We start from the raw sequence: 12,928 nt of genomic DNA on the forward strand, positions 1-12,928 counted from the left end.
CGCGTTCTGCGACCACTGAGCCGGAGACCGAGCGCCCGGGTTCCGCCCAACCCGGTGTCGGGGCCCGCGGGTAAGGTTGCTCGGGTGATTGTGGAGCATCTCAGCCTCGTGGATTTCCGCAATTACGCGACCGCCGAACTCGCGCTGCACCGCGGCCCGAACGTGCTCGTCGGCCGCAACGGCCAGGGCAAGACGAACCTCGCCGAGGCGATCGTGTTCCTCGCGACCCTGGGTTCGCACCGGGTCTCCTCCGATGCCCCGATGGTGCGCGACGGTCATGATGCGGCGATCGTCCGCGCTCGGCTCGCGCACGGGCCGAGGAAAGTCCTGATCGAGGTGCAGATCAACCGACAGGGTTCGAATAAGGCGCGCATCAACGCCGCTCCGGGCCGTACCGCCGATCTGCCCCGATACGCGCACGTCGTGCTGTTCGCCCCGGAGGATCTGCAGATCGTGCGAGGGGATCCGTCCTCCCGCCGCCGGTTCGCCGATCAACTGCTGATCCAGCGCACTCCGCGCATGTCGGCGGTGCTCGGCGACTACGACCGCGTGCTGCGTCAGCGCACGGCGCTGTTGAAGTCGGCCCGTGCCCGCGGCATGAAAGCCGAGGCCTTGACCACGCTCGACGTCTGGGACGACAAGCTCATCGCACTCGGATCCGAGATCATCGACGCCCGTTCCCGGCTCGCCGCCGACCTGCAGCCGGGGCTTACCGATGCGTATTCGGCGATCGCCGGCGAGGATCATGACCCGCGCCTGCACTGGGCCCAGTCGATCCGCGGCGGCGACCCGGAGGAGGGCGACGCCGCCGAGGAGGCACCCGCTCCCGGATCCACGGCGGATCTCTTCCGCACCGCCCTCGCGGCCAAGCGCTCCGCGGAGCTCGAGCGGGGACTCACCCTGGTCGGACCGCACCGCGACGACCTCGTGCTGCGGGTGCGCGACCTCCCGGTGAAGGGCTACGCCTCTCACGGCGAGTCGTGGTCGATCGCGCTCGCGCTGCGACTCGCCTCGGCTGAGCTGCTGCGTGCGGAATCCCCCGCCGGGGATCCCGTGCTCATCCTCGACGACGTGTTCGCCGAGCTCGACGCCGAACGCCGCCGGCGTCTGGCCGGCATCACGGCCGGCTACGAGCAGGTGCTGGTCACGGCAGCCGTCGAGGAGGACATCCCAGAGGTGCTGCATCGGCACGTGGTGCGGATCTCGGCCGGCACCATCATCGACGAGCGCGAGGTCAACGATGACCGAGCATGACGAGCCGGACGTCCCCGAGACGATCGCGACGTACCTGCGCCTGAGGGGTCTGAAGCCGAGTTCCAAGAATTGGAAGCGCAAGAAGCGCCTCGTCGACGACGAGAACGCCCCGTTCACGGCCGGCCGTGACCCCGGCACACTCGGCGATGTCCTGGCGAAGCTGACCAAGGATGCGGGCTGGGAGGCGGCGCTGAGCCGCGAGGATCTCGTGCTGCAGTGGGCGGAGCTCGCGGGCCCCGACACGGCCAAGCACTCCGAGCCGGTGTCGCTGGAGGGCGGCATGCTCACGGTCAAGTGCGATTCGACGGCGTGGGCGAAGAACCTGCAGTACATGCGCGCCGTGATCATCACGGAGATCGGGAGGAGGTACCCGGAGGCCGGTGTCGAGAACATCCGGTTCGTCGGGCCGGACGTCCCTTCGTGGAAATGGGGCACCAGAGTCGCTCCAGGGCGCGGTCCGCGCGATACCTACGGTTAGGACATGATCCATCCCGTCCCGGGGGACTCCAGGCGCGCAGAATCGCGTACAACGAGACAGGAAGGGGTCTTTCCGATAGACTGAGGGCCTAGATCTTCGATGTGGAGCCTCCTCTCAGATGACGCCTGAAACCCCCTCTGACGCGAACGAATCGACCGCGAACGACTCGACCCAGACGGGGGCAGAAGCACCCGGATCCGCCACGTCGCCGACCGCGCCCGCCCCGGCGGCGAAGCCCGCCCCAGAAGTGGAGTACGGCGCCGACTCGATCCAGATCCTCGAGGGACTCGAGGCTGTGCGCAAGCGCCCCGGCATGTACATCGGTTCGACCGGACCCCGCGGCCTGCACCACCTGGTGTACGAGATCGTGGACAACTCCGTCGACGAGGCGCTCGCGGGTTACGCCGACAAGATCCTCGTCACGCTCCTCGCCGACGGCGGGGTCCGTGTCATCGACAACGGTCGCGGCATCCCGGTCGACCCGCACTCCTCCGACCCGACCAAGTCGACGGTCGAGGTCGTGCTCACGATCCTGCATGCCGGTGGCAAGTTCGGCGGCGGCGCGTACGCCGTGTCCGGCGGTCTGCACGGTGTCGGATCCTCCGTGGTCAACGCCCTTTCGACGCGATTCGACGTCGAGGTCAAGCAGAAGGGCTTCGTCTGGCGGCACCGTTTCGCCGACGGTGGTGCGCCGCAGCAGCAGCTCGAGAAGGGCGAGGCCACGTCCGAGACCGGAACGACGATCACGTTCTGGCCGGACGCGGAGATCTTCACCGAGACCGTCGAGTTCGAATACGACACGCTGCGCACCCGCTTCCAGCAGATGGCGTTCCTGAACAAGGGGCTGCGCATCGAGCTGCTCGACGAGCGCGAAGGCGCCACGGTCGATGAGGAGGTCGACGGCACCGTCGTCACGCGCCAGCGCGCGGATGTGTTCTTCTACGAGCGCGGTCTCGTCGACTACGTCGAGTACCTCAACCACGTGCGCAAGGCCGATGCCGTCAACGACGAGATCATCGCGTTCGAGTCCGAGGACACCGCCCGCAAGATCTCGCTCGAGGTCGCGATGCAGTGGACCACCGGCTACACCGAGAACGTGTTCACCTACGCGAACACCATCAACACGCACGAGGGCGGCACGCACGAGGAGGGCTTCCGCGCGGCGCTGACGACGCTCGTCAACCGCTACGCGCGCGCCAACAACATCCTCAAGGAGAAGGACGACAACCTCACCGGTGACGACGTGCGCGAGGGCCTCACCGCGGTCATCTCGATCAAGCTCGGCGAACCGCAGTTCGAGGGCCAGACCAAGACCAAGCTCGGCAACACCGAGGCGAAGGCCTTCACCCAGAAGGTGGTCGGCGATCAGCTCGGCGACTGGTTCGACCGCAACCCGAAGCAGGCCAAGAACGTCGTGACCAAGGCCGTCGAGGCCGCGACCGCCCGCATGGCCGCCCGCAAGGCGCGCGAGACCGCACGCCGCAAGAGCGTCTTCGAGTCGGCCGCGATGCCCGACAAGCTCAAGGACTGCACCAGCAAGGATCCGTCGATCAGCGAGATCTTCCTCGTGGAGGGCGACTCGGCCGGCGGCTCGGCTGTGCAGGGTCGCGACCCGCACACCCAGGCGATCCTGGCTCTGCGCGGCAAGATCCTCAACGTCGAGCGCGCGCGTCTGGACAAGGCCCTCGCCAACAAGGAAGTCCAGGCGATGATCCAGGCCTTCGGCACGGGCATCGGCGAGGACTTCGATCTCGGCAAGGCGCGCTATCACAAGATCGTGCTCATGGCGGATGCCGATGTGGACGGCCAGCACATCACCACGCTGCTGCTGACCCTACTGTTCCGCTACATGCGCGGGCTCATCGAAGCGGGCTTCGTGTTCCTCGCGATGCCGCCGCTGTACCGCCTGAAATGGACGAACGCACCGCACGAGTACGTGTACTCGGACGCCGAGCGCGACGCCCTGCTCAACGACGGGCTCGCGAACGGCAAGCGGATCCCGAAGGATGCCGGCATCCAGCGCTACAAGGGTCTGGGCGAGATGAACGCCAAGGAACTGTGGGAGACCACGATGGACCACACCACGCGCACGCTCCGTCAGATCACGATCGACGACGCGGCCGCCGCGGACGAGATCTTCAGCGTGCTGATGGGCGAGGACGTGGAGTCGCGTCGCGGCTTCATCCAGCGCAACGCCAAGGACGTCCGCTTCCTCGACATCTGATCCACCAACCACACAAGCGAATATCGGGAGTTCCTCCTTCGTGGCGGAGGAGGGCGCAGGGGTCTCACTGGTCAGGAGCATCGGGAGGGGCCCGCGCAGCGGGAAGGAACCCGCTCTGCTCCTGACCAGTGAGACCCCGGAGCCCGGGCCCCAGACGGGCAGGACGAGAAGAAGACATGACGGACGAACGAAACGAATCCGAGCACAACCACGGCAAGATCGACCAGGTCGATCTGCAGTCGGAGATGCAGCGGTCCTACCTCGACTACGCGATGGCGGTCATCGTGGGCCGGGCACTGCCCGACGTGCGCGACGGGCTCAAGCCCGTGCATCGCCGCGTGATCTACGGCATGTACGACGGCGGCTTCCGTCCTGACAAGTCGTTCTCCAAGTGCGCCCGCGTGGTCGGCGAGGTCATGGGTCAGTACCACCCGCACGGCGACTCCGCGATCTACGACGCCCTGGTCCGGCTGGTGCAGCCGTGGTCGCTGCGCTATCCGCTCGCACTCGGTCAGGGCAACTTCGGCTCCCCCGGGAACATGGGCGCCGCGGCCCCCCGGTACACCGAGACGAAGATGGCCCCGCTCGCGCTCGAGATGGTGCGCGACATCGAAGAGGCCACGGTCGATTTCTCCGACAACTACGACGGGCAGACGCAGGAGCCCGACGTGCTGCCCGCACGCTTCCCGAACCTGCTGGTGAACGGCTCGATCGGCATCGCGGTCGGCATGGCCACGAACATCCCGCCGCACAACCTGCGCGAGGTGTCCGAGGCCGCCCTCTGGGCGCTGGAGAATCCCGACCTGCCCCGCGAGGAGCTGCTCGAGGGCCTGATCCAGCGCGTCCCGGGCCCCGACTTCCCGACCGGTGCGCAGATCCTGGGCACGAAGGGCATCCAGGAGGCGTATCGCACCGGCCGCGGATCCATCACGATGCGCGCGGTCGTGGGCGTCGAGGAGATCCAGGGCCGCACGTGCCTCGTGATCACCGAACTGCCGTACCAGGTGAACCCCGATAACCTCGCGGTGAAGATCGGCGATCTGGTCCGGGAGGGCAAGGTCGCCGGCATCGCCGACATCCGCGACGAGACCAGCGATCGCACCGGCCAGCGCCTGGTGGTCGTGCTCAAGCGCGACGCGGTCGCGAAGGTCGTGCTGAACAACCTGTACAAGCACACGCAGCTGCAGGACAACTTCGGCGCCAACATGCTCGCGATCGTCGACGGCGTGCCGCGCACGCTGGCGCTGGACGGCTTCATCACGCACTGGCTCGCCCACCAGGTCGACGTCATCGTGCGCCGCACGAAGTTCCGCCTGGCCAAGGCCGAGGCGCGCATGCACATCCTGCAGGGCTACCTCAAGGCGCTCGACGCACTGGACGAGGTCATCGCCCTGATCCGCCGCTCGCCCTCGGCGCAGGAGGCCAACGAGGGTCTGCAGAAGCTCCTCGACATCGACGAGGAGCAGGCTCAGGCGATCCTCGACATGCAGCTGCGGCGCCTCGCCGCGATGGAGCGTCAGCGCATCATCGACGAGGCCGCCGAGCTCGAGGTGCGGATCGCTGACTACAAGCAGATCATCGCGGACGAGGGCCGCCAGCGTGAGATCATCCGCGAGGAGCTCACCGCGATCGTGGATCGGTTCGGAGACGAGCGCCGCACCCACATCCTGCACGGCTTCGACGGTGACGTCTCGATGGAAGACCTCATCGCCGAGGAGGAGATGGTCATCACGGTCACCCGTGAGGGCTACATCAAGCGCACCCGCAGCGACAACTACCGTTCGCAGCACCGGGGCGGCAAGGGCGTCAAGGGCGCACAGCTGCGGGCCGACGACCTCGTCGAGCACTTCTTCGTGACGACCACGCATCACTGGCTGCTGTTCTTCACCGACAAGGGCCGGGTCTACCGCACCAAGGCGTACGAGATCCCGGAGGCCGGCCGCGACGCGAAGGGCCAGCACGTCGCCAACCTGCTCGCACTGCAGCCGGACGAGAAGATCGCGCAGATCCTCGATCTGCGCGACTACGAGGCGGCGCAGTACCTGGTGCTCGCCACGCGCGGTGGACTGGTGAAGAAGAGCCGTCTCGGCGATTACGACACCAACCGTCAGGGCGGTGTCATCGCGATCCGCCTGCGCGAGGACGACGAGCTGGTCAGCGCGTTCCTCGCCGATGCCACCGATGACGTCCTGCTGATCAGCCGGCACGGCATGTCGGTGCGCTTCCAGGCGACCGACGAGGCGCTGCGGCCGATGGGACGCGCGACCGAGGGCGTCAAGGGCATGCGGTTCAACGGCGAGGACAGCCTGCTGTCCGCCTCGCTCGTGACGGGCGACGGCTACGTCTTCGTGGTCACCGACGGTGGCTATGCGAAGCGCACCTCGGTGGACGAGTACCGCGTGCAGGGCCGCGGCGGTCAGGGCATCAAGGTCGCCAAACTGAACGACGACCGGGGCATCCTGGCGGGGGGTCTGATCGTCCAGGAGGACGACGAGGTCCTTGTGGTTCTTGCCAGCGGCAAGGTGGTACGCTCTGCCGTGGCCGAGGTGCCGGCGAAGGGTCGCAACACCATGGGCGTGGTTTTCGCCCGGACCGACGAGGACGATCGGATCCTTGCGATCGCGCGGAACACCGAGCGCGGCCTGGCCGACAGCGACGAGTCCGAGGACTCCGGTACGGCCCCCGAGACAGAAGCCCCCGAAGCCCCCGAAGGAACTGACGCATGAGCACGGTAGCCGACAAGCTCGCGAAGAAGTCTTCCCGCAAGACCTCCAGCAAGCAGGTGCGCCTGCGCCTGGTCTACATCGACTTCTGGTCGGCAGTGAAGCTGTCCTTCCTCGGTGCGATCGCGATCGCTATCGTGACCCTCGTCACGTTCCTGCTCATCTACCTGGTGGTGGATGCCACGGGGCTGATGGACAAGGCCGACGAGTTCGTCTCCGGCATCGCCGACGGCGCGAAGCTGAGCGCGGTCGTCGGGCTGCCGCAGGTGCTGGCCTTCGGCTCGGTCGTCGCGATCCTGAACCTCATCGTGTTCACGGTGCTCGGTGCGATCGTCGCCGGCATCTACAACCTCGCGGTCAAGGTCACCGGCGGTCTGCTGGTCGGCTTCACCTCGAACTGACGCTTCTACACGGAAGGCCCGGATCCTCGGATCCGGGCCTTCGTCGTCCGCGCGCTCTGCTGGTCCACTTCTGACCGCGAGACTTCAACTGAGCGACGAGACTGCAAGTTTCTGCTGCAGTCTCGTCGCTCAGTTGAAGTCTCGCGGCTGGTCGGGCGGTCGGTCGGGTCAACGGCTCGGGCGGGTCGGCCGGCGTCAGACGACGCCGGTGCTGCCGAGCAGGGTGCCGATGAGCCACGTCGCGACGAGGGCGAGCGCCCCGCCGATGACCAGACGGATCGAGGCGCGCGTCGGATTCGAGCCGCCGATCCGCGCTGAGATGAAGCCCGTCGCGGCGAGGGCGATCAGCACGGCGACGAAGGTGACCGGCACGCGCCAGCCGGGCGGCGGCAGCAGGATCGCGAGCAGCGGCAAGATGGCGCCGACCGTGAACGCGATCGCCGAGGAGATCGCCGCGTGCCACGGGTTCACCAGATCGTCCTGGTCGATGCCGAGCTCGACCTCGAGGTGCGCAGCCAGTGCGTCGTGTGCGGTGAGCTCGACGGCGACCCGGTGCGCGGTGTCGTCGCTGAGTCCGCGCTGGCGGTACAGCTCGGTGAGCTCGGCGAGCTCCGCGTCCGGCATCGTACGCAGCTCTTCGCGTTCCTTCGCGATGAGGGCGTGCTCGCTGTCGCGCTGGCTCGACACCGAGACGTACTCACCGAGCGCCATCGAGATCGCGCCGCCGATGAGGCCCGCGAGGCCCGCGACCAGCAGCGCGGCATTGTCCGTCGTGGCACCGGCCACGCCCACGACGAGGGAGGCGACCGACACGATGCCGTCGTTCGCGCCGAGCACCCCGGCTCGCAGCCAGTTCAGGCGCTGTCCGAGACCGGTGCCGTGCGGTTCGTGCGGATGCAGTGCAGTCATGGGTCCACGTAAGCACCTGCACGCACCGCCGTCCATCAAGGCAAGGCATGCATAACCGCTGTTCTTACGGAAACCCCGAACCAGATCCCCCGGCTTCCCCCGTTCCCGGTCCACGAGCGCGCCCGTAGCGTGGAGCCATGACCACAGCAGCCTCCTCCCCGCCTCCTGTGACAGGCCCTGTCGCGGAAGCGTCACGCACCCCGGTGCGCCTGTTCCTCACGATCCTCGAACTCGCCGCGCTCGGCGTGATCGGATCCGCGGTGGTCGGCATCCTCGGCGGTGCGCTGGGGATCGGCTTCGGCCTCAGCTTCCTCGGCGTCGGGATCATCGTGCTCGTAGGCCTGGTCTACGCCCTGTACGGAGTGGCCTGGTTCGAGATCGCCCGGCTGAACGGCCTGTACGGGTTCGAACTCCCGGCCCTGCGCTGGCGTGCGACCGACCGTCCGGGCTTCGGCGGCTGGCTGCTCTCGCTCTGGCGGCAGGCGTACAACGGCCGGATGTGGCGGGCGCTGGCCAACTTCGCCATCGCCTGCGCGCTCGGATCCCTGGTGCTGCGGCTCATGGCGTGGTTCGGGTGGTCGGCGGTCACGGCCTTCGCCCCGCTGTTCACCACCGGCGAGGTCGACACGGGTTGGGGTACGAGGTACCCGAGCGCCTGGGCCCCGCTCATCGGCGGCGCCGGCGCGGCGGCCGCCGCGGTCGGCATCATCAGCGTGGCGCTGCTGCACCGGGTGATCTCGCGCGGCATCGTCGCCACCCCCGACCGGAACCTCGACCTCAGTGAGCGGGTGCGCACGACCACCGCGCAGCGCGCCGGCGCCGTGCGCGCCGCAGACGTGGAGCGCACCCGTATCGAGCGGGACCTGCATGACGGCGTACAGCCGCGGCTCGTCTCCGTCGGGATGACGCTCGGGATGGCGCAGCAGAAGATCGACTCGGATCCGGAAGCCGCCAAGGCGCTCATCGCCGAGGCGCACACCTCGACGAAGGCGGCGATCACCGAGCTGCGCCAGCTCGCGCGCGGAATCCACGCCTCGGTGCTCGACGACCGGGGGCTCGACGCGGCCCTCTCGGCCCTCGCCGGGCGCTCCCCCGTGCCGGTCGTGCTCGATGTGCGGATGAACGGGCGGTGCTCGCGTGACGCCGAGGCCGCCGTGTACTTCACTATCGCGGAGTCGCTCACCAACGCGGCCAAGCACTCCCGAGCCAGCGAATGCAGGGTCGTGGTGCGGGTTCGCGACGGCGGCACGCTCTGGGCCCGGGTCGAGGACAACGGCATCGGCGGCGCGACCGTGCTGCCGGGCGGAGGACTCGACGGGATCGGCAACCGCGTGCTCGCCGCCGGTGGCACGTTCCGCCTGGACAGCCCCGCGGGCGGTCCGACCAGCCTGGAGGTGAGCGTCCCGTGCGCATCCTGATCTGCACTCTTCTCGATCAGCACGTCGGTTCCGCCTCGAAGGAGCACATCTCATGAGGATCCTGATCGTCGAAGACTCGGTGCTGCTGCGGGAGGGGCTCGTGCGTCTGCTCGAGGACGCCGGGCACGCGGTGGTCGCCGCGCTGCCCGATGCGACCGACCTCGACGAGAGCGTCGACGCCACCGATCCCGAACTCTGCATCCTCGACGTGAGGCTCCCCCCGACTTTCGTGGACGAGGGGATCCGCGCGGCGCTGGCGTTGCGCACCCGACTGCCGCAGCTTCCGCTGCTCGTGCTGTCGCAGTACGTCGAGGAGCGCTATGCGAGCGATCTGATCATCGCCCAGAGCGGATCGGCACAGGGATCGGCGGGCCCGCTCGGCTACCTCTTGAAGGACCGGGTGGCTGATGTCTCCGAGTTCATCGAATCGGTCGCGCGCATCGCCTCCGGATCCACCGTGCTGGACCCGGAGGTCGTGGCCCAGCTGCTCACCCGGCGCAACCAGGACGACCGCATGCGAAGCCTCACCGAACGCGAGCGCACGGTGCTCGCCATGATCGCGGAGGGCAAGTCGAACCAGGCCATCGCGGCCGCGCTGTTCCTCTCCGAGGCCAGCGTCGAGAAGCACATCACCGCCATCTTCCAGAAACTCGGGCTCGAACCCGACGAGTCCGGCAACCGCCGCGTCCTCGCCGCGATCGCCCATATCTCCAGCGCCGGCCTGAACGGCCCTGCTGCCGGACCAGCACAGACAGGAACGAACCGTTGACGAATCTCACCCCTCCGAACCCTCCCGAGCCGGATCCGACCGCGGCCTCTGCGCCGGACTCCTCCCGATCCGCATCCCCTGCCCCCGGGGCCGGCCCGAGTCGCGGAGCCCTGACCGCGATCACCATCGCGGCGGCGATCATCGGCGGCGGGGCGCTGGTCACCGTCGGCGGCACCTCCGCTCTCGCGGCCGTCAGCCAGATCGCCACGGGCGACGGCTCCGTGGGCAGCACCACCACCGTCGACACCTCGGGCGTGACACACCTCAAGGTTGAGGTCGGGCGCGGTTCCGCGACGGTCCGCTTCGATGACGTCGCCGCGGCGACGATGCGGACCACCGGAGCGGGCAGCAGCGACTGGACGATGCGCCGGGACGGCGACGTGCTGCGTGTGGACCGCCCCAGCGGGCCGTTCGGCTGGTGGATCGGCACCTGGTTCGGCATCGATCCTCAGATGACCCTCACGCTCCCCCGTGAGCTGGAGGGCGAGCTGGCCGCCGACCTGCGGCTGGATGCAGGTTCGCTCTCCACCCAGGGACGCTTCGACACGCTGAGCACGACCGTGAACGCGGGGTCGCTGACGGTCGACGGCGGGGCGACCGCGGTCACCACGCGGGTGAGCGCGGGCTCGGCGACGCTGCGCCTGGACGACGTCACCACGGCGGACCTGTCGATGTCGGCGGGCGACCTGAACGCCACACTCACGGGCGTCCAGCCCGACGGGATCCGCCTGGACGTCAGTGCCGGATCCATGGACGTGACGGTACCGTCGGGCCGGTACGCCCTGTCCAAGGACGTCTCGGCGGGCAACCTGGAGACGAGCGTGCAGAACGACTTCTCGTCGTCGCATCGCATCCAGGCCTCGTTGTCCGCGGGGAGCATCACCCTGCGCGAAGGCAGCTGACCCGGCTCGATTTCGTGATCGTGTCAACGTCCGGTAAAGTCTTGGAGGTTGATACGGGGCTATAGCTCAGGCGGTTAGAGCGCTTCACTGATAATGAAGAGGTCCCAGGTTCAAGTCCTGGTAGCCCCACCGACATGTGAGCGGATCCGAGAAAATCGGATCCGCTCATTCGGTCGAAACCCGCCGAATCCCGGCACGGGGCCTTAGCTCAGTTGGTAGAGCGCCTGCTTTGCAAGCAGGATGTCAGGAGTTCGAATCTCCTAGGCTCCACACAGGACGAAGGGTCCAGGCATGCGCCTGGACCCTTCGTCGTTCTCAGGCCAGTGCAGCCGAGAACCGGTGCTCGTCCGCGTCGAACTCGACCACTCACACCAGTGCTTCGGCGGGGGTCGGCCGCGGTCCGGCTGCAGGCAGGTCGACGCCCGCGGTCACCCGTCGCCAGGACTCCTCGAGGATGTCGACCGCGCGGGCGAGCTCGCGGGCCTCGGCCGTGAACGGGATCCGCAGGTGCCGCTCGTGACCGCCCTCCACCGCGAACCGCGGTCCGGCCGACAGGTGCAGCCCGTGCCGTGTGGCATCCATCACCAGGGCGGAGCTCAGCGGCGCGCCCAACTCGACCCAGAGTGCGACTCCGCCGTGCACCTCAGGCACCGACCACTCCGGCAATGCCGCGGCCAGCGCTGTGGTGAGCGTGTCGCGGCCGGTGCGCAGCAGAGCGGAGCGCTGCGGCAGGATCTCATCGAGCCGAGCGACCACGCGGGTTGCGATGGCCTGCTCGAGGTCGGGGGTGCCCAGGTCGTGCGAGGTGCGTGCCGCCCGCAGGCGGCGGATCAGATCCCCGTCGGCACGGATCCATCCGATGCGCAGCCCACCCCACACGGACTTGCCGAGCGAGCCCACCCGGATCCAGGGGCCGGTCGTGAATGGCGCGGGGCCCGCGGGCCCGTCGACGCGGAGATCGGCGGTCGTCTCATCGATCAGGAGGACGGATCCGGCATCGTGTGCGGCGCGCGCGAACACCGAACTCTCCTCCGTGCTCATCCATCGCCCGGTCGGGTTCTGGAACTGCGGCATGAGGTAGGCGAGCACGGGAGCCGTGCGGGAGAACGCCTGCACGGCTCGATCCAGGTCCCAGCCATGCCGCGCATCCACAGGAACACCCACGAGACGGGACCCGGCCCGACGGAACGTCTCCGCGGCGTGCGGATAGGTAGGCGTCTCGATGAGCACGCGATCGGCCCGGCGCAGCAGAGTGCCGGCGATCAGGTTCAGCGCATGCTGGGCGCCGTTGGTGACCATGACCTGCTCGGGCACGGTGTCGATCCCCTGCACCGTGTACCGGTCCGCGATCGCGGCGCGCAGCTCGGCGTGTCCGAGGATGTCGTAGCCGGAGCGGGAGACGAGCGAGGTCGCTGAACCCGCGACCTCGGCGATCACCGCCGGCAGGCCGGGCCACGCCGGAGGGCTGGCCTGCTGCAGGTCGATGCCGCCGTGGTCGAACCAGCGCGCGGCGGCGGTGCGTCCGAGCGGCCGGGTGACACTGCCGGAGCCCTGGCGGCTGACGATGTGCCCGGTCGCGCGCAGTCCCCGGTAGGCGGCTGCGACCGTCGTCCGGCTCACGCCGAGCGCTGCCGCGAGCTCCCGCTCGGCGGGCAACGCCGTCTCGGGAGCGATGCGATTGTCGAGGCAGAGCAGGCGGATGCCGTCAGCGAGAGCGTCGAAGGCCGGTTCGCTGGTTCGCCACAGCCCGAGCAGCTCTACCAGTGCGCGCGCGGAGAGACGGGAGTCCATCAGGCCAGCCTAGGGTGATTGGACTGGTCTCACCAGTCCAGTTCTCCTGCATCATGGAT

Annotated in this window: 10 protein-coding genes and 2 tRNA genes; 10 read left to right on the forward strand and 2 right to left on the reverse strand. The window is 68.5% G+C overall.

The annotated features are described in order from the left end of the window. Nucleotides 1–84: 84 nt before the first annotated feature. From recF to ACTJI8_RS07130, 5 genes are all read left to right on the forward strand, one after another. Nucleotides 85–1,254, forward strand: coding sequence for a DNA replication/repair protein RecF (gene recF, locus ACTJI8_RS07110; RefSeq protein ID WP_440732723.1), 1,170 nt, complete (start codon nucleotides 85–87; stop codon nucleotides 1,252–1,254). After that, nucleotides 1,241–1,732, forward strand: a complete 492-nt coding sequence (locus tag ACTJI8_RS07115) for a DUF721 domain-containing protein (RefSeq protein WP_440732724.1) — start codon at nucleotides 1,241–1,243, stop codon at nucleotides 1,730–1,732. The genes recF and ACTJI8_RS07115 overlap by 14 nt, the downstream gene beginning before the upstream one ends. A gap of 118 nt (nucleotides 1,733–1,850) precedes the next feature. Further along, nucleotides 1,851–3,956 (forward strand): DNA topoisomerase (ATP-hydrolyzing) subunit B, encoded by a 2,106-nt coding sequence (gene gyrB / locus ACTJI8_RS07120; protein ID WP_440732725.1) that lies wholly within the window; start codon nucleotides 1,851–1,853, stop codon nucleotides 3,954–3,956. A gap of 176 nt (nucleotides 3,957–4,132) precedes the next feature. Then, the gene (gyrA, locus tag ACTJI8_RS07125) at nucleotides 4,133–6,682 is read left to right on the forward strand and encodes a DNA gyrase subunit A (RefSeq protein ID WP_440732726.1); all 2,550 of its coding nucleotides are present in this window, start codon (nucleotides 4,133–4,135) and stop codon (nucleotides 6,680–6,682) included. Next, a complete protein-coding gene (locus ACTJI8_RS07130) occupies nucleotides 6,679–7,080 on the forward strand; it encodes a DUF3566 domain-containing protein (RefSeq protein ID WP_440732727.1) in 402 nt (133 codons plus the stop codon). Before gyrA ends, ACTJI8_RS07130 begins: the two co-directional genes overlap by 4 nt. A 195-nt stretch (nucleotides 7,081–7,275) precedes the next feature. Here ACTJI8_RS07130 and ACTJI8_RS07135 read toward each other — a convergent pair whose 3' ends face one another. Then, nucleotides 7,276–7,989 (reverse strand): VIT1/CCC1 transporter family protein, encoded by a 714-nt coding sequence (locus ACTJI8_RS07135; RefSeq protein WP_440732728.1) that lies wholly within the window; start codon nucleotides 7,987–7,989, stop codon nucleotides 7,276–7,278. A 137-nt stretch (nucleotides 7,990–8,126) separates the two neighbouring features. Here ACTJI8_RS07135 and ACTJI8_RS07140 point away from each other — a divergent pair, with 137 nt between their 5' ends. The 5 genes from ACTJI8_RS07140 to ACTJI8_RS07160 all read left to right on the forward strand — a co-directional run bounded on the left by ACTJI8_RS07140 (nucleotide 8,127) and on the right by ACTJI8_RS07160 (nucleotide 11,348). Beyond that, on the forward strand, nucleotides 8,127–9,407 hold the full coding sequence (locus ACTJI8_RS07140; protein WP_440732729.1) for a histidine kinase: 1,281 nt from the start codon (nucleotides 8,127–8,129) through the stop codon (nucleotides 9,405–9,407). A gap of 52 nt (nucleotides 9,408–9,459) precedes the next feature. After that, nucleotides 9,460–10,176 (forward strand): LuxR C-terminal-related transcriptional regulator, encoded by a 717-nt coding sequence (locus ACTJI8_RS07145; RefSeq protein WP_440732730.1) that lies wholly within the window; start codon nucleotides 9,460–9,462, stop codon nucleotides 10,174–10,176. Beyond that, a complete protein-coding gene (locus ACTJI8_RS07150; RefSeq protein ID WP_440732731.1) occupies nucleotides 10,173–11,078 on the forward strand; it encodes a DUF4097 family beta strand repeat-containing protein in 906 nt (301 codons plus the stop codon). Before ACTJI8_RS07145 ends, ACTJI8_RS07150 begins: the two co-directional genes overlap by 4 nt. 55 nt (nucleotides 11,079–11,133) lie before the next feature. Beyond that, a tRNA-Ile gene (locus ACTJI8_RS07155) sits at nucleotides 11,134–11,207 on the forward strand. Nucleotides 11,208–11,275: 68 nt separating this feature from the next. Then, nucleotides 11,276–11,348: transfer RNA gene (locus ACTJI8_RS07160), tRNA-Ala, on the forward strand. 96 nt (nucleotides 11,349–11,444) lie between these two features. Here ACTJI8_RS07160 and yczR read toward each other — a convergent pair. After that, nucleotides 11,445–12,869: a MocR-like transcription factor YczR gene (gene yczR / locus ACTJI8_RS07165; protein WP_440732732.1), complete on the reverse strand. Its 1,425-nt coding sequence runs from the start codon at nucleotides 12,867–12,869 to the stop codon at nucleotides 11,445–11,447. Nucleotides 12,870–12,928 lie beyond the last annotated feature (59 nt).

Origin of the sequence: Microbacterium sp. 22303, from assembly GCF_052045265.1 — a bacterium.
In the GTDB taxonomy this organism is placed as follows: domain Bacteria; phylum Actinomycetota; class Actinomycetes; order Actinomycetales; family Microbacteriaceae; genus Microbacterium.

Bases quoted from the DNA above. Each gene is read 5' to 3' on its own strand.
- yczR (WP_440732732.1), bottom strand. From the start codon at position 12,869: ATGGACTCCCGTCTCTCCGCGCGCGCACTGGTAGAGCTGCTCGGGCTG.
- gyrB (WP_440732725.1), top strand. From the start codon at position 1,851: ATGACGCCTGAAACCCCCTCTGACGCGAACGAATCGACCGCGAACGAC.
- ACTJI8_RS07135 (WP_440732728.1), bottom strand. From the start codon at position 7,989: ATGACTGCACTGCATCCGCACGAACCGCACGGCACCGGTCTCGGACAG.
- ACTJI8_RS07115 (WP_440732724.1), top strand. From the start codon at position 1,241: ATGACCGAGCATGACGAGCCGGACGTCCCCGAGACGATCGCGACGTAC.
- ACTJI8_RS07140 (WP_440732729.1), top strand. From the start codon at position 8,127: ATGACCACAGCAGCCTCCTCCCCGCCTCCTGTGACAGGCCCTGTCGCG.
- ACTJI8_RS07145 (WP_440732730.1), top strand. From the start codon at position 9,460: ATGAGGATCCTGATCGTCGAAGACTCGGTGCTGCTGCGGGAGGGGCTC.
- ACTJI8_RS07130 (WP_440732727.1), top strand. From the start codon at position 6,679: ATGAGCACGGTAGCCGACAAGCTCGCGAAGAAGTCTTCCCGCAAGACC.
- gyrA (WP_440732726.1), top strand. From the start codon at position 4,133: ATGACGGACGAACGAAACGAATCCGAGCACAACCACGGCAAGATCGAC.